This is a genomic window from Bacillus sp. FSL R5-0560, assembly GCF_037966305.1.
GTDB classification, from domain to species: domain Bacteria; phylum Bacillota; class Bacilli; order Bacillales; family Bacillaceae; genus Bacillus; species Bacillus mojavensis.
The window spans coordinates 1,855,244-1,873,711 of the sequence record NZ_CP150195.1 but is presented as its reverse complement, the minus strand read 5'-3'; the positions used below and the strand labels follow the sequence as shown (position 1 = coordinate 1,873,711).

Here is an 18,468-nt window from a genome sequence, read left to right as displayed (position 1 = left end):
CTGCTTCTTTATGATTGCCCCGATATTTTCACAGAAGCTTCTAGCTGCAATTCGACGTTTCCTTGAATGGCTCGTGAGATCATGCAAGAAGACTCCGCTTTTTCACAAAGCTTGTGGGCTAACGCTACGTCTTCTTTTGAGGCATCGTGTCTGAGGACTACTGCGGGGCGGTGAATGATTTTTTTGTATGTAAAGATCCCTCTTGTCACATCAACTATGCCTTCTGATTCCATCTGCAGATCTTCTTTTTCCAGTCCGCTTCTTTCCATCATAGCAGCAAGTGTAATAATATAACAGGTTGCCGCTGCCCCGAGAAGCATTTCATCCGGGTTGGTCCCTTCCCCCGGTCCGTCCATTTCTTTAGGAATGGAAATAGACGTGATGAGATTGCCGCTTTCGATTGTGCCGACATCATTACGTTTTCCCGGCCAATTCGCTTTTAAATAAAAATGATGATCTGCCATATGATTGCCTCCTTCAATGGATTCCATTTCAGTCTACTGATCTTCCTTGATTTTGTCCTCTGATTTGCTTATTAGGAATATTCTTTTTCAAGTACATGTTTTATCGCGCGAACATAAGAGTAGAATTCACTGGTTTTCGTGTATTTCCTATCTTTATAGTAAAAATCATCAAAAAAGGCTTCTCTCTGTTCACGGCTGATTTCTAGCTGGATACTCAGCCCGGTTTCCCCCTGGTTATTAATGTTATCTGCACTTAATCCTGCAAGGCCGCTTTGAGAGGACGCTAATTCGGCGGAAAACCCTCTTTTTTCAAGAGCTCTGACAATCATTTTCGCCCGCTTACGGTCTGTGCCTCCGACAAGTGTATTTTTGTTTTCTCCTTTATATCCGTGAAAAGCGACAACGTACTGGTGCTCCTTAATCTTCTCTTTAGCCAATGGCTCATCAAAGTTGGTGCTTGTAATGTGCAGCGTTTGATTATCCTGTGACTTTAAGCCCTCAAACAGGTAAGTCGAGTAGTCATTGTTGAAATAACGCACAAGCTCACTTACTCCACCTTCAATTCTTCCGCCGTGTGGAGACATGATTAAAACTTTGCTCCCTTTTTTCTCTTGATAAGAAATATCATAATCGGCAGGGTCCTCATTCTCTGCCAGGCTGCTGAAATTTGAATATGTATCCGGCTGGTTAGATGGTTCAGGTTCTAATGAGTAATGAACATATCTTATGAATAAGACTATGGCTAAGACGAATATGACATTTAGTAAAAATCTTCTCATGTTAAACTCCTTTCACAAGAATGGCAAGGTTCATTATATGAGGTGTAGTCAATAGGTTTTATCTTACCATTGTATACACTATATCATCAGTGAAAAAGTTCCCGGTTTCAAAAAATCAATTGAATGTCACATTTATCAGCGGTTATATACAAATATCAGTGAAAAAAGATTGAGAGGAAAAACAAAAAAGGTAGGAACAACCTCACTTGGTAATTAAATGTATAGAGGTATAAGGAAGGTTTTACTAAAAACCAGGCTGTCAGGGATGCTGAAGCCGACAGCCTGTTATAGTCCTGCGAACCGGGGTTCTTGCTTCCTTGTTCGCGCAAAGTCACAGGAGAGGATAGAGTCTAATAAAAACGTTCTGATCTGATGGTTCGTAAAACAAAAAGCTTTAATTTGTGTATTGCTTTTCTGCCTGACGATAATCGTTCTTTTTGTTATGGTGCCGTCTTTCTTCATATATATAATGCAGATTGGTATTTGATCTTCCAAAGACCGGCGTAAGAAAATATCCATACGATCTATCACTCCCTCCTGATTAATATATATAAATTATAATACGAACAAACGTTCCTTTTCAATACCCAATGATTAACAGTACACATGATTCTTTCGTATCAGATTCAAAAGATTCGTAAAAACAAACTCTTGTCGCCTCCTCTAAAGGACAAACAAACTTACCAAACATACGATCCACTCATAGAGTATACAGAGAACTTCTTAATAGGAGGAAAATCGATGTTTGGCTACTCTATGGTACAAATGGTGAGAGCAAACGCTCATAAGCTTGATTGGCCGTTGCGGGAAAGCGTCTTGCAGCTCTACAAGCCCTTCAAGTGGACTCCTTGCTTTTTGCATCAGTTTTTTGAAACAAAGTTAAATAACAGAAAAAAAATGTCGGTCATCATAGAATTCGAGGAAGGCTGCCATGAGGCAGGCTTTCAAATGACGGGACAGGTTTTGCAAAAAGAAAAACGCAGCAAGCTAAAAAAACGTTTTAACAAAATCAATTGCTGCAGCGCAGAGGTTACCCCTTCAGCATTGCATTCTCTTCTTTCTGAATGCAGCGATATCCGTAAAGTATATTTAAACCGCGAAGTCAAAGCGCTTCTTGACACAGCAGCCGAAGCAAGCCATGCAAAGGAAGTCGTCAGAAACGGGCAAACCTTAACAGGTAAAGGCGTTACAGTCGCAGTAGTCGATACAGGAATCTACCCGCACCCTGACTTAGAGGGAAGAATTATTGGCTTTGCCGATATGGTAAACCAAAAAACAGAGCCGTATGATGATAATGGACATGGCACACACTGCGCAGGTGATGTCGCAAGCAGCGGCGCGTCGTCTTCCGGCCGTTACCGCGGCCCTGCACCGGAAGCCAATTTAATTGGAGTAAAAGTGCTGAACAAACAAGGTTCAGGCACGTTAGCGGACATTATTGAAGGCGTCGAATGGTGCATTCAATATAATGAAGACAATCCGGATGAACCAATTGATATTATCAGCATGTCCCTTGGCGGCGATGCGCTGCGTTATGACAATGAACTAGAAGATCCTTTAGTCAAAGCAGTTGAAGAAGCTTGGAACGCCGGGATTGTCGTCTGTGTTGCTGCCGGAAATTCTGGCCCTGATCAGCAGACTATTTCAAGCCCTGGTGTAAGCGAAAAAGTCATTACTGTCGGTGCGTTTGACGATAACAATACAGGAAGCAGCGAAGATGATACAGTCGCTTCTTTCTCAAGCCGCGGACCGACTGTATACGGGAAAGAAAAGCCCGATATTGTAGCGCCGGGCGTAAACATCATTTCCCTTCGCTCACCGAATTCATATATCGATAAGCTGCAAAAATCAAGCCGTGTAGGGTCCCAGTATTTCACAATGTCAGGGACATCAATGGCAACGCCAATTTGTGCGGGAATCGCCGCCTTAATACTCCAGCAAAATTCAGACCTAACACCGGATGAAGTGAAAGAGCTGCTTAAAAATGGGGCCGATAAATGGACAGGCGAAGACCCGAATATTTACGGTGCCGGAGCAATCAATGCCGAGAAAGCTATTCCTGGTGAATAAGATTTCATGATCTTCGTGGACACTGCTGGTTCTTTATAAAAAGGGTCAGCAGTGTTTTTTTAGCGTACATAAGCCGCTATATCCAGCAGAGTGTAAAACATAAAACAATTGGGAATAGTACAGTATAGATCAAAAGGAGGAATGACTGATGACACTCAACAACACTGAGCTTTCCGAATGGTTGAGAGAGCGGATCGGCCAGACGCTTGATATTAGAAAAGGCGAGCTGACCAATAACCAAGACGAGATTTCAGATTTGGATCAGATTGTTCTTCACCTTCAAAAAGTGGGCATACGCAGCACAAACCACCCTGACGACTACGTTGCAAATGACGAACTCGTCCTGGAAGGCGAAGGAACAACCTTTACTGAAGCTGGAGACGTACCGCTTCCGCAGAACGCTTATGAAATTCCTTTATTAGGAGATATTCACATTCACCAAGAAAATGGCGGATTGAAGGTACTGACTGATCGTGCGGTATATACTATTGATGTACAAAACAAATGAAGAAACTTTCACCTGTCGAAAGAATACAGCGCCTTTGAAATTGCCCCAAAGGCGCTTGTTTGCATGGAATCATTTCCTTACCCGTAAGCCGATATTTACGTTATGTTTAAAGGTAAAAGTATATTGTAATTCTGTTATTAGTATAAAAAGATGTATGTACCGCATAAGTAACCATTTTCACCATACCTATCAATATGAAGTTCTTTCATTCTCTCTTCCATTCCCACTTTACCAAACAATATGCGGCCGTTCCATTCTTCAATTCATTCTTGCAGTTACGCTTGATCCTCATAAAAAAGTTATTCTTTTTGGAGACTTGTCCATTCAGAATAACTTTTTGCAGTGACCTATTCACTCTTGGCTGATTCATCAACGCATATAGATTGTAAATGCTGCATAATAACACGTTTGATCCGTTCTTTATTCACACGGCGAGGGTCAAACATCGCATGTAAAGCCAAGCCATCGATTAAGGCGTACAGCCTCTCTCCTTCTATTTCTTTATCAGCATGTTTTTGCAGTAAATGAATCTGGTCCAAGTAGTCAATCAGATTTCGAATTGCTTTGTAAATCTCGTCATGTCCCGCGTCAAACATATTATCTTTATGTCTCGCATAAACAGTAAAAGCAAACCATACCTCCATCTCTCTAATCGTTTCAGCATTTGTCGGGACAATTTCAAGCAGTATGTGTAACACTTTTTCTTTAGGCGGCAAATCATGGGCAGCAATTTCATTAATGCGAGCTGTCACCTTTTCTTTCACAAGTTTCATTGCAAAAACAAGCAATTCATCCTGAGTCGAAAAATAATGGCGAAGCGCACCTAACGACAGTCCTGCTTCCTTGGCAATGTTTCTGACTGAGGCCCCCTCCATCCCTCGTTCTAAAATCACCCGCCATGTCGCTTCTGCAATGTGTTTTCTTCTTTTTTCATGGTCAATTTGTTTTGGCATGTCTTTATTTTACCAAGAAAAAAATCGGAGAGCAATTTTTATAATACAGTTGTTTTATAAAAACGCAGATGGTAAAATCATATCAAATAATACAACTGTATTGGAAAGAGGGGAACAGATTGAACAGTGTCGCTTGGATGATTGTCTTCTGTGAAATAGCATTTTGGGTTGTAATTGTGTTAGGCCTTGTCGTACGCTATCTATTCAAACAAGATAAATTAGGGCTGCTTCTTTTTGCCTTAACCCCTGTCATTGACCTGATTTTGTTAATAATGACGTCCGCGGACTTATACGGCGGAGCCGTTGCGACTACTGCACACGCGATTGCGGCAGTGTACATTGGCGTATCGATCGCTTTCGGCAAGCAAATGATCCAATGGGCGGATGAAAAATTCCGTTATTATGTAACAAAGCAAGGCTCAAAACCGCTTGTGCGCTATGGAATGGATCATGCGAAACATTATGCGAAAAGCTTGATCAGACATGTGCTCGCTTATCTTATTGGTGCCGGGCTGCTCGCCGGAATGATTTATTTTATTGATGATGCTGCTCGAACCGAAGCGCTGAGCAGTATTTTAAAGCTATGGACAGTAATTCTCGGCATTGATTGCCTGATCACCGCCAGTTATTTTATCTGGCCGAAAAAAGCGAAAGCTTCGAAAAATCTCAGAAGTTAAAATTAGTCTCGCAAAAAATCCTTTTTCAATAGAAAAAGGATTTTTTCACTTTTGTAAATATATGTTACACTTTATGCAAGTTATCTAGATAAGGAGCTTATATGAAAAAACCTCTGCTTTCTCAGTATACCTGTCGGATTTTCGCTTTTTCATTAGGCACTTGCCTAGGAGTACATATTCTGTTTTTATTAATATCGGTATATTCGGATGAGTTCCGCTGTATTGTGAATCATTAACATAAAGGAGTGTAATACGTGAGCCAGAAAGAACACGACACGCCATTTAAAGACTTAAAACCAAGCTCAAAAATAACAGTGATTGTATCCATTGGCCTCCTTATCACAATTGCAGCCGCTGTGATTTTCGGCGGTTATTTCTTCGGCATAAAAGGGCTATTTACCATCCTCGGCATCACATACGATTCCAATCAAACCTTATTGTTTTTTATATTGGGATGCTTTGCTGCCGGACTGGTCATAGATCCTCTAACAAAAGTCGTTTCTCTGATCATGATCCATTCGCTTTCTATGAGAAAAACAGCACTTTTCGCATTTGCCCTTTATTTCATCGCTAATTTTATAACGATTTGTTTAGTAGATTACTTTATGGATTCTATTTATATTCCGGACGCATTACTCTTTGTCATATCAGCATTTATAGCGTTAATTGAACTAGCATTTGATCATCAGCCTAAATCATAACCTGATAAAAAACCGCTTGTAATTGATTCAAGCGGTTTTATGCTTTAAAGACATTTTCATCACCTAACTTTCCTATATAGTCAACGAGAAAGTGTAAAACAATAAGAGGAATGATGGAACCTAGAATGATAGAAAGTGAGCAAAACAAAAACCCAAAACATGACGTCCTCACAACCCCTTGCCAAAACCCTTGATACGTGTGGGCTAATCCAAATATCAGAGAGGCAGCAAGGACCACAATCCAAATTGAAAGTGAAGGAAATAAGGCTGCCAGAGCAAACAGCAAAAATCCTCTGTAAATCAACTCCTCCGTTATCCCCGCAGTTAAAGAAACATAGTTCCATATTCTTTTTTCCTTCAAGGTTATCGGCAATATGTCACCAATATCAGATTTCTTCATTTCTTCAGCTTTTTTCTTGGACAAGTCATGTTTTACCTTTTGGCTGCACCAATAGCCGATCATACAATACAGAACAAGCCCAAAATAGAGAAAACCCAGCCCTAGAAAAATATAAGATGCAAATGAACCGAGCGTTCCGGTATGAATGGCCGGTATCGTTATCCCCATTTGTTTGAGAGACAAATCGGTGCATACAGCTAAAGTGAGTATAAACAAAGCTGGAACCCACAAGCCGACCATTACATCTTTGTAATATTTTATCTTTGCACTTTCGCTTCTTTTCATATTCTGTTTAAACTTCTGAAAATGATAAAACCCAAAAATCGGCTCACAGGTTAACAAAAACACAATGACAATCCAAAAAACGATCTCCATGACATACCGCCTTCCTCTATAAGAGTAAAACGTATCAGCATACCGAGAGCCGTTGAAACACCCTGTAGTATTACGACGACATCCTCTTCTGCAGTAAATGTACTGAACGATGCACAGCCAAGATACACTAAAAAGGAGAATTGCACTTTGTCTTGACCTGAAAATGGTGATAAGTTTTTAAAAAAGCCCGCTTAAATCGCGGGCTTTTATCCTAACGTAAAGGCATTGAACATTTACTACATCACACGCTTAAACATCTTCTCCATCTCATACGTGGAATGATGAATCATAATCGGACGGCCGTGCGGGCATGTAAATGGGTCTGATGTACTTCGGAGATCGTCCAGAAGCGCTTTGATCTCGTCGTTTCTGAGGTGGCGGTTTGCTTTGATGGAACCTTTACAGCTCATCATAATCGCCGCTTCTTCACGCAGCTTTTTAATATCAATGTTTTTCGAATCGAGCACCTGCTGAATGATTTCTTCTATCAGCTCGGCTTCTTCTCCTTTTGGAAACCAAGCCGGGTGGCAGCGGACGATGTAACTGTTCGAGCCGAAAGACTCTAAAAAGACACCTACGCTTTCGAGTTCTTGTTGATGCTGTTCGATAATGAGTGCCTCGTTCGTGGAATAATGGAACGTGAGCGGCACGATCATGTCCTGCACCTCAGGCTCAACCTCCCCGACCTTTTCACGGAAATATTCGTATTTAATACGCTCTTGGGCTGCATGCTGGTCGATAATATATAAGCCGTTTTCGTTCTGCGCCAATATATAGGTCCCATGCATCTGGCCGATCGGGTACATGATCGGAACACGTTCAGATGATGTCTGCTGCTGTTCCTGAGCGGGCTCCTGTTCGCATGCTTCAGGCCATTCTTCTGAAACAGCAGGCTCTTCCATCCTTTGTTTCGTTTCAGCCACAGAATGAGTTTCAAGCTGCTCTGAAGGCAATTCGTCTTCTATCTCAACTGGTTCTTTGACAACTGAGCTGAGCTTCATTGGTGAATACGAAGGCATAGGCGCTTTTTCCGGCACTTTTCTTTCAGCAGGCTTTTCATCAAAGGTTATGAACTGCTGCTCATTTTTGATCACAGGTGCTGACTTTTTCGGAAGCTGTGCGCTCGGTATCAGCTGCTGCTGTTTAAATACATCTTTTATGCCGTTACGAATTAAGTCGTGCAGCTCTGTTTCCTTGCTGAGCCGTACCTCAAGCTTCGAAGGGTGTACGTTGACATCGACTAAAATCGGGTCCATGGTGATTTCTATAAATGTGATCGGATGGCGTCCGATTGGCAAAAGTGTGTGATATCCTTCGTGCACCGCCTTGACGAGCGGGAAATTTTTAATATAACGGCCATTGATGACAGACGACATGTAATTTCTCGATGCCCGTGTAATCTCTGGCAGTGCGATATATCCCTTTACTTCAAAATCCAGTGAGCTGACATGAAGCGGCAGCATTTTTTTAGCGACAGCCGTACCGTAAATCGCGGCAAGGACATGACGCACATCTCCATTTCCGTTCGTTTGGAGAAGGTTTTTTCCATGATGGCGAAGGCGGATCGATACCTCTGGATGTGCCAGCGCAATCCGATTGACCACATCCGTAATATTCCCAAGCTCTGTATGAACGGTTTTCATATATTTCAAGCGGGCTGGTGTATTAAAAAACAGATTGGACACGACAATTTCCGTTCCCTTCCTGCTTGAGGAACGCGATTCAGAAATGATGTTTCCGCCTTGAAGCATAAGCTTCGTCCCCGCTCCTTCTCCCGTGCTTGTCGTAATCTCAAGATGGGAGACTGACGCAATACTCGGCAGCGCCTCTCCCCTGAATCCAAGCGTTCTCACTCTGAATAAATCATTTTCATCTTTTATTTTACTTGTTGCGTGGCGGCGGAAGGCACGCTTGCAATCATCATTTTCCATTCCTTCTCCATTATCCAGAACACGAATGGATGCAAGACCGGCTTCCTCAATGTCGATTTCAATGACTGTGCTGTCAGCATCTATGGCATTTTCCACCAATTCTTTAACAACTGAGGCGGGCCGTTCCACAACCTCGCCCGCCGCAATTTTATTAGAAAGTTCATCTGACAGCTGGATGACTTTTGCCACATTCATCACCCCGTTTTAATGTAATTTCTTTTGCAGCTTGTACATTTCATTCATCGCTTCCAGCGGTGTCATATCAAGTATATTCAGAGATTTAAAGACATCAAGTACTTGCTTTTCTTTTTTAGAAAGCTTTGGTGATACAGCCGGTTTATCCGATTCGCCAAAGAAGGACAGCTGTGCCGGCTCTTCTTTCACTTCATGTTTCTGTACTGGTACCTCAGGTTTCTGCACTGGCACTTCTGGTTTGTTCCCTGAATGCTCAAGTTCTTTTAGAATGTCTTGAGCGCGTGAAATCAGATCTGCCGGCAGCTCAGCCAGCTGGGCGACATGGATACCGTAGCTTTTGTCAGCTGCCCCTTCTTTAATTTGATGAAGAAAGACAACCGTTCCATTATATTCCTCAGCACGAACATGGACGTTTTTCAGCTGCGGAAGCTTTTCTTCAAGAACCGTCAGCTCATGATAGTGCGTACTAAACAGCGTCTTGGCGCCGATATGGTCATGAACATATTCAATAATCGCTTGCGCAAGGGCCATGCCGTCATATGTGGACGTTCCCCGCCCGATTTCATCAAACAGAATGAGGCTGTTTTTTGTTGCATTTACAATCGCATTTTTGGCTTCAAGCATTTCCACCATAAATGTACTTTGTCCGGAAATCAAATCATCCGCCGCGCCGATTCGGGTGAAAATTTGATCAAAAATCGGAAGCATAGCTTTTTTCGCGGGCACAAAGCAGCCGATTTGCGCCATAATGGAGATGAGCGCGATTTGTCTCATGTATGTGCTTTTCCCCGACATGTTCGGACCGGTAATGAGCAGCATCTGTCTATTGTCGCCCATCACACAGTTGTTAGGCACGTATTCCTGGCTATCCATTACTTTTTCAACAACCGGGTGTCTGCCCTCTATGACCTCAACTTCATCTTTAGAAAACTCTGGTTTCGTGTAATGACGATTTTCACTGATTGTCGCAAAGCATTGCAGCGCATCAAGCTCACTCATCTGTTTGGCGAGCTGCTGCAAACGCGGAATATACAATTTCACTTTCTCACGCAGCTCAGTGAACAGCTCGTATTCCAGCTCGCAGATGTTATTTTCCGCTTCCAAAATGAGCGCTTCTTTTTCTTTTAATTCAGGTGTAATGTAGCGTTCTGCATTCGTTAGCGTCTGCTTCCGCTCATAACGCCCTTCTTCAAGAAGGTGCAGGTTCGCCTTTGTCACTTCAATATAATAACCAAATACTTTATTGAAGCCGACCTTTAATGACCGAATGCCTGTATATTCACGTTCCTGCTGTTCAAGGCGGGCGATCCAGTCTTTCCCGTTTCTGCTTGCATCGCGGTATTCATCGAGCTTTTGATTGTACCCGTCTTTGATCAGGTTTCCTTCTTTTACTGATAACGGAGGGTTTTCGTACAGGGCTTCTTCCAGTAATGCTAGAACATCACCGCACGGGTCAATCCGCTCCGCACGTTCCTTCGCTTTCTTATGAGCCAGTGAAGCAACAAGCTGTTTAATGCCGGGCACTTGCTTTAATGATTCCTTCAGCTGAATGAGATCCCGTGCATTGACATTTCCGAATGCCACACGGCCTGCGAGGCGTTCTAAATCATAGACTTCCTTTAAACGCTCACGCAGATCCTCCCGTTCAAAGAAATGAGACATCAATGTTTCTACCATTTCCTGGCGCTCTTCAATTTGATTCACTCTGATAAGCGGACGGTCAATCCACTGTTTCAGCAGCCGCCCCCCCATCGCTGTTTTTGTTTCATCAAGCAGCCATAGCAGGGAGCCTTTTTTATTTTTTGAACGGATCGTTTCGGTCAGCTCCAAATTTCGCTTGGAGTATAAGTCGATTTTCATGGCTTCTTCAAGCTCATACACTTGTACAGGCTGAAGGTGATCTAAGCTCCGTTTCTGAGTCCTTTTCAGATACGTATATAAACGGAGAAATGTTTTCGTTATGTCCTGGCTCTGTAAATGCTCAATAATCTGAACGTACTCATCTGTTTGCCCATCTTCAATTGAAATGGTAGCGCCGCACCGCTCCTTCAGCTGAGCAACCGTCTTTTCATCAAGGCTTCCCGATACGACAATTTCCCGAGCGCCAACTGAATAAATTTCTGATATAACGTCTTCCAGCCGTTCAATTAAAACAGCCAAATTTTCACCCGTTGTTAAATCGGACAATGCCAGCCCGTATCCGTTTGAGCAGGACGAAACTGATGCAATAAAGTTGTTTTCTGATTCATGGATGCCTTTTCCGTCCATTACAGTTCCGGGCGTAATCAGCTGAACGACTTCACGTTTGACGACGCCCTTTGCAGCCTTTGGATCTTCGGTCTGTTCGCATATGGCTACCTTGTATCCTTTTTTAATAAGCTGCTCAATGTATGCCGAAGCAGAATGATACGGCACACCGCACATCGGTATTTTTTCAGCGGCGCCTCCATCTCTGCTTGTTAACGTTATTTCCAGCTCTTGTGACGCTTTTTTAGCGTCCTCAAAAAACATTTCGTAAAAATCACCGAGACGAAAAAATAAAAAGGCATCCTGGTGCTCTGCCTTTATTTTTAAATATTGCTGTATCATAGGCGTATAAGTAGCCATTGTTTAATCCCTCACTATGTATCAACGTTTCTATTTGCCAGCCTTCATTATAACATAAACAGAAAGTGTTAAAAGGATGATATGTCTATATAAAAAAAGAGACTTGGGGTACCGACTCCCCTAGTCTCTTTTTTATTCTTCAGGATCTCCAACTAAAAATTCAGGATTGATGTCCTCCAGCTCTTCATCAAGTTCGTCTTCCCAATCCTCTTCGTCATCCTCTTCCCAATCAGGATTTACTTCTACAACAACCTTTGTTTCCCCTACCACTTCCGCCAAAAACTCTCTCTCCGCTTGCACAACAATTTTATTGCCATTCGGTGAAATGGTCACTTCAAGACAGTTTGGCTGCTGAAGCACTTTTGCTATCACTTCATGCTCATCATCTAAGTAATTGTTATCTCTGTATCTGAGTTTAATCACATCCACGTACTTCACTCGTTCTGTGACAACCTCTGTTTTTGTATTGTCCGCGTAAGAGTACCATACGTTTATATCATAATACCCTTCAATTTCTACGGTTTTTCCGATTTTTTCTGCGTCATATTTGTGATTGATAATCCAACCGCCCAAAATGCTGCTCGGTTTTTTCTCAGGGGAGATGGTATTGGTGCACTGTGTAAATTTTCTGCCTTTCGCTACTACCGCCTTCGTGATAATTTCCCTGTATTCAGACATTCCGGCATGCCTCCTTGTTCTTCTTCGTGTTATCTTATGCTGGGCATTCGTCTAGTGTGCATTTTTATAAATAAAATATAAAAATACAAAGTTTCTGTTCCATTGTATGCAGGGGTGCCTAGAAACTTTACTTATAAGTGCGATAAAGTTTATTTGGCTAAAGGCAGCAAAACATATTGAATATTTAGTACATAGTTTATTTAGTTCTTTTATAGTTCAACATAAAAAAACACGGGCCTGAAAAGGCACCGTGTTTAAAGAGAACAGCTGTTATTTGAATGTTTCATCTTCGAACCGGTTTCTCCTTTTAGAAGATCGCCTCCGGTTGATGCAATGATTTCATTTGTGACCTGGTTGGAAATGGTGGTCGCCACGAGCTGCAGAAGGTCATTCACCTCAACCTGAGAGTCTCTGAATTCCTGGATGACAGGAATGTCTTCAAGCTCCTCTTGCAGCGCATCAATTTTCTCTTCTACTTGTTTGAGCGCTTCGAGTTTTTGGTAATGCTTCAGATTAACGGCTTGTTTTTGCAGGGCTTTAATCTGATTAATGATTACAGACACTTTTGCGTTCTCATTAATTTGCGCTTCAGCACGTTTGAAAAAATCAACCTCTTCCGTTTCAGAGATCATTTTTGCAAGGTTTCGTGCTTGCTGCACAATGTCTTTTTTAGAGTAGAGCGTCATCTTATTTCACCTCGATTGCTTCTCCTACCATCTCTCCGTCAAGCGACCACGTTTTCGCTTGCTGGATTTTCACGCGAACGATTTTGCCGATCGCTTCCTTTGGACCTTTGAAATTCACAAGCTTGCTTTTTTCAGTGTAGCCGGCAAGAACCTCAGGGTTGTTTTTGCTTTCACCTTCAACTAATACTTCGACAACCTTGCCTTCATATTCCTTCATTTTTTTAGCGGAAATTTCATTAACCAATGCGTTCAGACGCTGCAGACGTTCTTTTTTCACTCTCATCGGAACGTTATCTTTCATTTTTGCCGCAGGTGTGCCTTCACGCGGAGAGTAAATGAACGTATAGGCGCTGTCAAATTCCACTTCACGGTATAATGACAGCGTTTCTTCAAACTGTTCATCCGTTTCGTTAGGGAAGCCGACGATAATGTCAGTTGTTAAAGAAGCGTTTGGCATAGCCGCTTTGATTTTTTTGACGAGCTCCATGTAACGCTCTCTGTCATATTTGCGTGCCATCAGTTTCAAAACCTCTGAGCTTCCTGATTGGACCGGCAGATGAATGTGATCGAGCAGATTGCCACCTTTTGCAAGCACTTCAATGAGATGATCGTCAAAATCACGCGGATGACTCGTTGTGAAACGGATTCTCGGGATATCGATTTTGCGCAGCTCATCCATTAAATCACCAAGGCCGTAGTCCATATCTTCAAAGTCTTTTCCGTACGCGTTTACGTTTTGACCTAAAAGTGTAATTTCCTTATAGCCTTCGCTTGCAAGTCTTCTTACTTCCTGAATGATCTCTTCCGGACGGCGGCTTCTTTCTTTTCCGCGTGTATACGGTACGATGCAATACGTACAGAACTTGTCACAGCCGTACATAATGTTGACCCAGCCCTTAATTTTTCCGTTGCGGACTTTCGGAAGGTTTTCTATGACGTCGCCTTCCTTGGACCAAACTTCTATGACCATTTCTTTTGAAAGGTATGCTTCAGACAATAGCTCCGGCAGACGATGGATATTATGCGTCCCGAAAATCATATCGACAAACGGATGTTTTTTCAAAATCCTGTTAACGACTGATTCCTCTTGTGACATACAGCCGCAAACGCCTAAGATAAGATCCGGGTTATTTTTTTTGAGTGCTTTTAAGTGTCCAAGCTCACCGAACACCTTGTTTTCCGCATTCTCACGGATTGCACATGTATTTAACAGAATGACATTGGCATCGTCAACAGAGTTTGTCGCTTCATAGCCAAGAGCCATAAAGATCCCTGCCATTACTTCTGTATCATGTTCGTTCATTTGGCAGCCGTACGTCCGGATATAGAATTTTCTTCCTTCACCCATGCCTTTGAATTCTTCAGAAATTTTAAAGTCATTATGATAAGTAACGGCTTCTTTGCCGCGTTTTTTCGCATCTTTTAAAGAAGGCGGAATGTAGACAGCTTCAAAGTACTTGCTGTAATCCTTCTCGGATTTTTTGTCCGATGGATTAACTTGTCCGCTCTCTAATTTTTGCTTTTCATTCATATGATATTTCTCCTTTCAAACCAAACTTCCACCCTCCAGTATAAAGGTTATTGAAGCTCCGCACAACTGGCAACCTATCATTGTACACTCATTGAGAATAATAATCAATAAGGAATGAAAGGGAGAAGAGTGTTCCCTTCTCCCTACAATAGTTGAAGCTCCTTTGCTGTCTTTTCGATGGCATCAAGCGCCTGATCCAGTTCTTCTTTGGTGTGCTCGGCTGTCATAATCGTACGTATTCTGGCTTTTCCTTTTGCAACAGTCGGGAAAACAATGCTTTGTGCAAAAACACCTTGAGACAGGAGCTGATCAGAAAATTGCTTTGCTGCCCCCTCATTACCTATTAAAATAGGCAAAATCGGCGTTTGGCTCTGCGTGAGAGTAAAGCCCATTTGGATAAGCCTTGATTTAAAATAATGAGTATTCTCCCACAGACGCTCCATATGCTCCGGCTCTTCCAGCAAGACATCAATTGCTTCCATACAAGCTGCAGTTACAGCCGGAGGATGCGACGTGCTAAATAAAAACGGACGCCCTTTATGACGCAAGTAGTCGATTAACACCTTTGAACCGGCAACGTATCCCCCTAAGACTCCGATTGCCTTGCTTAACGTTCCAACTTGAATATGAACACTTCCGTCAAGACCGAAATGATTTACCGTCCCTCTGCCGCTTTCGCCAAGCACTCCGGATGCGTGGGCGTCATCAACCATCACAAAAGCGTCATATTTCTCAGCGAGCTCCACAATGTCAGGCAGAGGAGCAATATTGCCATCCATTGAAAATACGCCGTCAGTGACAATCAAACGCATGCGGTAATTCATTGATTTTCTCAGCACCTTCTCTAAATCACTCATATCCACATGCTGATAAACCTTTTTATCCGCCTTTGTCAATCTGATTCCATCGATGATAGAGGCATGGTTTAATTCATCAGAAATGACAATATCGTCTTTTGAAAGAATGCTGGAAAGCACACCTTGGTTTGTTGTAAAGCCTGATTGAAAGACAAGTGCCGCCTCTGTTTTTTTAAAGGCTGCCAGCTTTTTCTCCAACTCTTGATGCATGGTAAACGTTCCGGCGATTGTTCGGACTGAACCGGTACCGGCACCAAATTGCTGAGCAGCCTCTTGTGCAGCTTTGATGAGTCTTGGGTGTGAAGTAAATCCGAGGTAATTATTAGAAGAAAGCTGAATGACTTTTTTATGATTCACTGTAACAGAAGGGCCCTGCATTGATTCAACCTGTTTAACGTCTTGCCATGTATGGTTTTCTTTCATTCTTTCAAGCTCTGCTTTTAGAAACTCAAATTCTTTTGTCATGTTGATCCCCCTCTTATGGAATTAAAATAACCTTCCCGCACTGTCCGCTTCTCATCAGTTCAAACCCTTTCTCAAATTCTTCCAATGGAAACTGATGAGTAATAATAGGCGATAGATTCAGTATGTTTGAACCAAGCAATTGTGAAACCTGCCGCCATGTTGTAAACATCTTTCTCCCTGTGATCCCTTGGATGGTAAGACCTTTAAACACGACTTTATTCGTCAAATCGATGGTAACGGGATGTTCCGGCAGACTGAGAATATGAAATCTCCCGCCATTTGCAGCCATTGCAAGGCCTTGTGCAATAGCTGAAGGGTGACCCGACATCTCACAAACGAGATCAGCGCCTTCCCCCTCTGTTAAAGCGCTTACAATTTTGAGCGGATCTTCTTTTTCGATGCAGACCGCCGTTGTGGCACCCATTTGTTTGGCGAGAGCTAATCTGTACTCATTTTTGTCAATGGCGACCACCTGCGCTGCACCTGCTGCTTTTGCGACCGCTACCGCCATAAGTCCGATCGGCCCGCATCCGATAATGGCAGTCGTTCCTCCGGCGTTCTGACTCTCAAGGACTGTATGAACGGCATTTCCTAAAGGCTCTTGAATGGAAGCAATCGCCGGGTCCATATCCGCGGGGTTCTTCCAAACGTTTTCGGCCGGCACTTTGACATACTCCGCAAAACAGCCTGCCGTGTCCACTCCGATAATGGCCGTATTTTTACACACATGAGGCTTTCCTGTTAAACAAGGGACGCATGTGCCGCATACAATGTGCGTTTCTGCAGAAACATACTCCCCGATTTTTACACTGCTGACATTCTCGCCTACACCCTCGACAATCCCGCTGAACTCATGGCCGAAGACACAAGGAGTTTTTATTCTCTGCCGTGCCCATTGGTCCCAATTATAAATATGGACATCTGTGCCGCAAATGGAAGCTGCCTTAACTTTTATAAGAACTTCATGCTTATCAATTTCAGGAATGGGAACTTCAGCCAGCACAGCGCCGAAAGCACCGTGTTTTTTCATTACAGCTTTCATCTTTCCACTCTGCATGTACAATCCTCCTTTAAAAGTCTTGTTATAACCGGATTGTACCATGATCTGGAATCATCGTAAACAGCTGTGTCCTCTCAGGAAATACAAAAGTATCCGTCTTGAAAAATGGGCTGAATTTTTTTCAAAAAAACCGGAATGCTTTTTACACGTGACATATGGTTCATTTATATTATCAAAATACTATTGAGAGAAAATATCACAATAAACGAAAAACAACCTGCTTGCATGATGCAAACAGGTTGTGAATACTTTATTTTTCTTAGCGAGGCTCCACAATTAATTTAATCGCTGTTCTTTCTTCACCATCGATTTGAATATCAGTAAAAGCTGGAATACAAATCAAATCAACCCCGCTCGGCGCCACAAATCCTCTGGCAATTGCCACAGCTTTAACAGCTTGATTTAAAGCACCCGCTCCAATTGCTTGAATCTCGGCGGCCCCGCGCTCTCTTAACACACCTGCAAGCGCACCTGCCACTGAATTTGGACTCGATTTTGCTGAAACTTTTAAGATTTCCATTTCTGCTCCCCCTTAGTTTTACAATGGATAAGTGAGTGTTCATTAGAACAATCATTATTAGATGTTGCTATCCAAAAAGCCATCCCCACAATGCTTTTCAAAAATAGCGGGCTACCTTCCATTTTTACTATATTCACTAAGGAGTTGCTATATTCCTGCTTTTCTTTTTAATATTTTTATAAAATAACCCGTGATCAATTATTCAAAGAACATGTGATCATCATTGATTAAAATACGTTCGATTTTAACGGCCTTTTTCGTTTGATCATCTATATCGATGACGACTCCGCTTAGGGTTGTTTTTCCTTCAGCGACAGTAAAGCGCACAGGAAGGTTTGTTTTAAAACGCTTGATAATCGTTTCTCTGTCCATCCCCAGTATACCGTCATATGGACCGGTCATACCTACATCCGTAATATATGCCGTGCCCTTCGGCAAAATGCGGTTGTCCGCTGTTTGCACATGAGTGTGAGTTCCTACTACAGCAGATGCCCGTCCATCCGTGTACCAGCCGAGTGCGAGCTTTTCACTTGTCGCTTCCGCATGGAAGTCGATAAAAATGTACGGTGTTCTTTTAGCAGCTTCGGCAATTAATTCATCCGCTTTTAAAAACGGATCATCGAGCGGCGGTAAAAATGTACGGCCTTGTAAGTTCATAACGGCAAGTTCTTTACCGTTTGCTTTCACATATGTGATCCCTTTCCCCGGTGTGCCCTCCGGAAAGTTTGCGGGACGGACTAAGTTCGGGACATCGTCGATAAAATCGAAAATTTCTTTTTTGTCCCAAGTATGGTTTCCCATCGTGATTGCATCTGCGCCAGACTGTATCAAACTGTGATAGATTTTTTCTGTTAAGCCTTTTCCATGTGCGGCATTTTCGCCATTTATAATGGTAAAATGCGGCTTGTATTTTGATTTCAGCTTGGGCACATACTCTTTTACCATGTCGCGGCCCGGTGACCCGACAACATCTCCGATAAATAAAATTCTCATTTTGTAAATCCTTTCTAT

Annotated in this window: 18 protein-coding genes; 4 read left to right on the top strand and 14 right to left on the bottom strand. The window is 42.6% G+C overall.

The annotated features are described in order from the left end of the window. Positions 1–8: 8 nt before the first annotated feature. From NST56_RS09670 to NST56_RS09660, 3 genes are all read right to left on the bottom strand, one after another. On the bottom strand, positions 9–464 hold the full coding sequence (locus NST56_RS09670) for an OsmC family protein (RefSeq protein ID WP_010334327.1): 456 nt from the start codon (positions 462–464) through the stop codon (positions 9–11). A gap of 71 nt (positions 465–535) precedes the next feature. Next, entirely contained in the window at positions 536–1,243 is a 708-nt protein-coding gene (locus NST56_RS09665) for a poly-gamma-glutamate hydrolase family protein (RefSeq protein ID WP_010334326.1), read from the bottom strand. Positions 1,244–1,528: 285 nt separating this feature from the next. After that, positions 1,529–1,762 (bottom strand): WYL domain-containing protein, encoded by a 234-nt coding sequence (locus tag NST56_RS09660; RefSeq protein ID WP_168747899.1) that lies wholly within the window; start codon positions 1,760–1,762, stop codon positions 1,529–1,531. Positions 1,763–1,984: 222 nt separating this feature from the next. On the opposite strand from NST56_RS09660, the gene NST56_RS09655 reads away from it, so the two are divergent. Together NST56_RS09655 and NST56_RS09650 are read left to right on the top strand one after the other, a co-directional pair. Then, positions 1,985–3,313 carry a S8 family peptidase gene (locus tag NST56_RS09655; protein ID WP_339181532.1) on the top strand — a complete coding sequence of 443 codons (1,329 nt, stop codon included), beginning with the start codon at positions 1,985–1,987 and terminating at the stop codon, positions 3,311–3,313. A 148-nt stretch (positions 3,314–3,461) separates the two neighbouring features. Next, a complete protein-coding gene (locus tag NST56_RS09650; protein WP_010334324.1) occupies positions 3,462–3,821 on the top strand; it encodes a hypothetical protein in 360 nt (119 codons plus the stop codon). Between the two features lie 347 nt (positions 3,822–4,168). Here NST56_RS09650 and NST56_RS09645 read toward each other — a convergent pair whose 3' ends face one another. Beyond that, positions 4,169–4,774, bottom strand: coding sequence for a TetR/AcrR family transcriptional regulator (locus tag NST56_RS09645; RefSeq protein ID WP_010334323.1), 606 nt, complete (start codon positions 4,772–4,774; stop codon positions 4,169–4,171). A 119-nt stretch (positions 4,775–4,893) separates the two neighbouring features. Here NST56_RS09645 and NST56_RS09640 point away from each other — a divergent pair, with 119 nt between their 5' ends. After that, the gene (locus tag NST56_RS09640) at positions 4,894–5,451 is read left to right on the top strand and encodes a hypothetical protein (RefSeq protein WP_326192185.1); all 558 of its coding nucleotides are present in this window, start codon (positions 4,894–4,896) and stop codon (positions 5,449–5,451) included. Between the two features lie 254 nt (positions 5,452–5,705). Then, a complete protein-coding gene (locus NST56_RS09635) occupies positions 5,706–6,152 on the top strand; it encodes a YrvL family regulatory protein (protein WP_339181527.1) in 447 nt (148 codons plus the stop codon). A 37-nt stretch (positions 6,153–6,189) separates the two neighbouring features. On the opposite strand, the gene NST56_RS09630 is transcribed toward NST56_RS09635, so the two are convergent. The 10 genes from NST56_RS09630 to ymdB all read right to left on the bottom strand — a co-directional run bounded on the left by NST56_RS09630 (position 6,190) and on the right by ymdB (position 18,450). Next, entirely contained in the window at positions 6,190–6,927 is a 738-nt protein-coding gene (locus NST56_RS09630) for a CPBP family intramembrane glutamic endopeptidase (protein WP_339181525.1), read from the bottom strand. Between the two features lie 236 nt (positions 6,928–7,163). Then, the gene (mutL, locus tag NST56_RS09625; protein WP_339181523.1) at positions 7,164–9,047 is read right to left on the bottom strand and encodes a DNA mismatch repair endonuclease MutL; all 1,884 of its coding nucleotides are present in this window, start codon (positions 9,045–9,047) and stop codon (positions 7,164–7,166) included. Between the two features lie 15 nt (positions 9,048–9,062). Then, positions 9,063–11,660 carry a DNA mismatch repair protein MutS gene (gene mutS, locus NST56_RS09620; RefSeq protein WP_339181520.1) on the bottom strand — a complete coding sequence of 866 codons (2,598 nt, stop codon included), beginning with the start codon at positions 11,658–11,660 and terminating at the stop codon, positions 9,063–9,065. A gap of 132 nt (positions 11,661–11,792) precedes the next feature. Next, positions 11,793–12,338: an outer spore coat protein CotE gene (cotE, locus tag NST56_RS09615; protein ID WP_003231833.1), complete on the bottom strand. Its 546-nt coding sequence runs from the start codon at positions 12,336–12,338 to the stop codon at positions 11,793–11,795. A 254-nt stretch (positions 12,339–12,592) separates the two neighbouring features. Next, positions 12,593–13,024 (bottom strand): RicAFT regulatory complex protein RicA family protein, encoded by a 432-nt coding sequence (locus NST56_RS09610; RefSeq protein WP_010334317.1) that lies wholly within the window; start codon positions 13,022–13,024, stop codon positions 12,593–12,595. Position 13,025: 1 nt separating this feature from the next. Further along, positions 13,026–14,555 (bottom strand): tRNA (N6-isopentenyl adenosine(37)-C2)-methylthiotransferase MiaB, encoded by a 1,530-nt coding sequence (gene miaB / locus NST56_RS09605; protein ID WP_168747880.1) that lies wholly within the window; start codon positions 14,553–14,555, stop codon positions 13,026–13,028. A 143-nt stretch (positions 14,556–14,698) separates the two neighbouring features. Further along, positions 14,699–15,877 carry a glycine C-acetyltransferase gene (locus tag NST56_RS09600; protein WP_339181516.1) on the bottom strand — a complete coding sequence of 393 codons (1,179 nt, stop codon included), beginning with the start codon at positions 15,875–15,877 and terminating at the stop codon, positions 14,699–14,701. A gap of 13 nt (positions 15,878–15,890) precedes the next feature. Beyond that, positions 15,891–16,934 (bottom strand): L-threonine 3-dehydrogenase, encoded by a 1,044-nt coding sequence (tdh, locus tag NST56_RS09595; protein WP_339181513.1) that lies wholly within the window; start codon positions 16,932–16,934, stop codon positions 15,891–15,893. A 262-nt stretch (positions 16,935–17,196) separates the two neighbouring features. After that, on the bottom strand, positions 17,197–17,457 hold the full coding sequence (spoVS, locus tag NST56_RS09590) for a stage V sporulation protein SpoVS (RefSeq protein WP_003154135.1): 261 nt from the start codon (positions 17,455–17,457) through the stop codon (positions 17,197–17,199). A 198-nt stretch (positions 17,458–17,655) separates the two neighbouring features. Further along, positions 17,656–18,450 (bottom strand): 2',3'-cyclic-nucleotide 2'-phosphodiesterase, encoded by a 795-nt coding sequence (ymdB, locus tag NST56_RS09585; protein ID WP_029441277.1) that lies wholly within the window; start codon positions 18,448–18,450, stop codon positions 17,656–17,658. Positions 18,451–18,468: the final 18 nt, after the last annotated feature.

What these genes read in the sequence shown, in the direction of transcription:
- NST56_RS09630 (WP_339181525.1), bottom strand. Translation starts at nt 6,927, where the DNA reads ATGGAGATCGTTTTTTGGATTGTCATTGTGTTTTTGTTAACCTGTGAG.
- NST56_RS09655 (WP_339181532.1), top strand. Translation starts at nt 1,985, where the DNA reads ATGTTTGGCTACTCTATGGTACAAATGGTGAGAGCAAACGCTCATAAG.
- mutS (WP_339181520.1), bottom strand. Translation starts at nt 11,660, where the DNA reads ATGGCTACTTATACGCCTATGATACAGCAATATTTAAAAATAAAGGCA.
- cotE (WP_003231833.1), bottom strand. Translation starts at nt 12,338, where the DNA reads ATGTCTGAATACAGGGAAATTATCACGAAGGCGGTAGTAGCGAAAGGC.
- NST56_RS09660 (WP_168747899.1), bottom strand. Translation starts at nt 1,762, where the DNA reads ATGGATATTTTCTTACGCCGGTCTTTGGAAGATCAAATACCAATCTGC.
- spoVS (WP_003154135.1), bottom strand. Translation starts at nt 17,457, where the DNA reads ATGGAAATCTTAAAAGTTTCAGCAAAATCGAGTCCAAATTCAGTGGCA.
- tdh (WP_339181513.1), bottom strand. Translation starts at nt 16,934, where the DNA reads ATGCAGAGTGGAAAGATGAAAGCTGTAATGAAAAAACACGGTGCTTTC.
- NST56_RS09650 (WP_010334324.1), top strand. Translation starts at nt 3,462, where the DNA reads ATGACACTCAACAACACTGAGCTTTCCGAATGGTTGAGAGAGCGGATC.
- ymdB (WP_029441277.1), bottom strand. Translation starts at nt 18,450, where the DNA reads ATGAGAATTTTATTTATCGGAGATGTTGTCGGGTCACCGGGCCGCGAC.
- NST56_RS09645 (WP_010334323.1), bottom strand. Translation starts at nt 4,774, where the DNA reads ATGCCAAAACAAATTGACCATGAAAAAAGAAGAAAACACATTGCAGAA.
- NST56_RS09670 (WP_010334327.1), bottom strand. Translation starts at nt 464, where the DNA reads ATGGCAGATCATCATTTTTATTTAAAAGCGAATTGGCCGGGAAAACGT.
- miaB (WP_168747880.1), bottom strand. Translation starts at nt 14,555, where the DNA reads ATGAATGAAAAGCAAAAATTAGAGAGCGGACAAGTTAATCCATCGGAC.
- NST56_RS09665 (WP_010334326.1), bottom strand. Translation starts at nt 1,243, where the DNA reads ATGAGAAGATTTTTACTAAATGTCATATTCGTCTTAGCCATAGTCTTA.
- NST56_RS09610 (WP_010334317.1), bottom strand. Translation starts at nt 13,024, where the DNA reads ATGACGCTCTACTCTAAAAAAGACATTGTGCAGCAAGCACGAAACCTT.
- NST56_RS09600 (WP_339181516.1), bottom strand. Translation starts at nt 15,877, where the DNA reads ATGACAAAAGAATTTGAGTTTCTAAAAGCAGAGCTTGAAAGAATGAAA.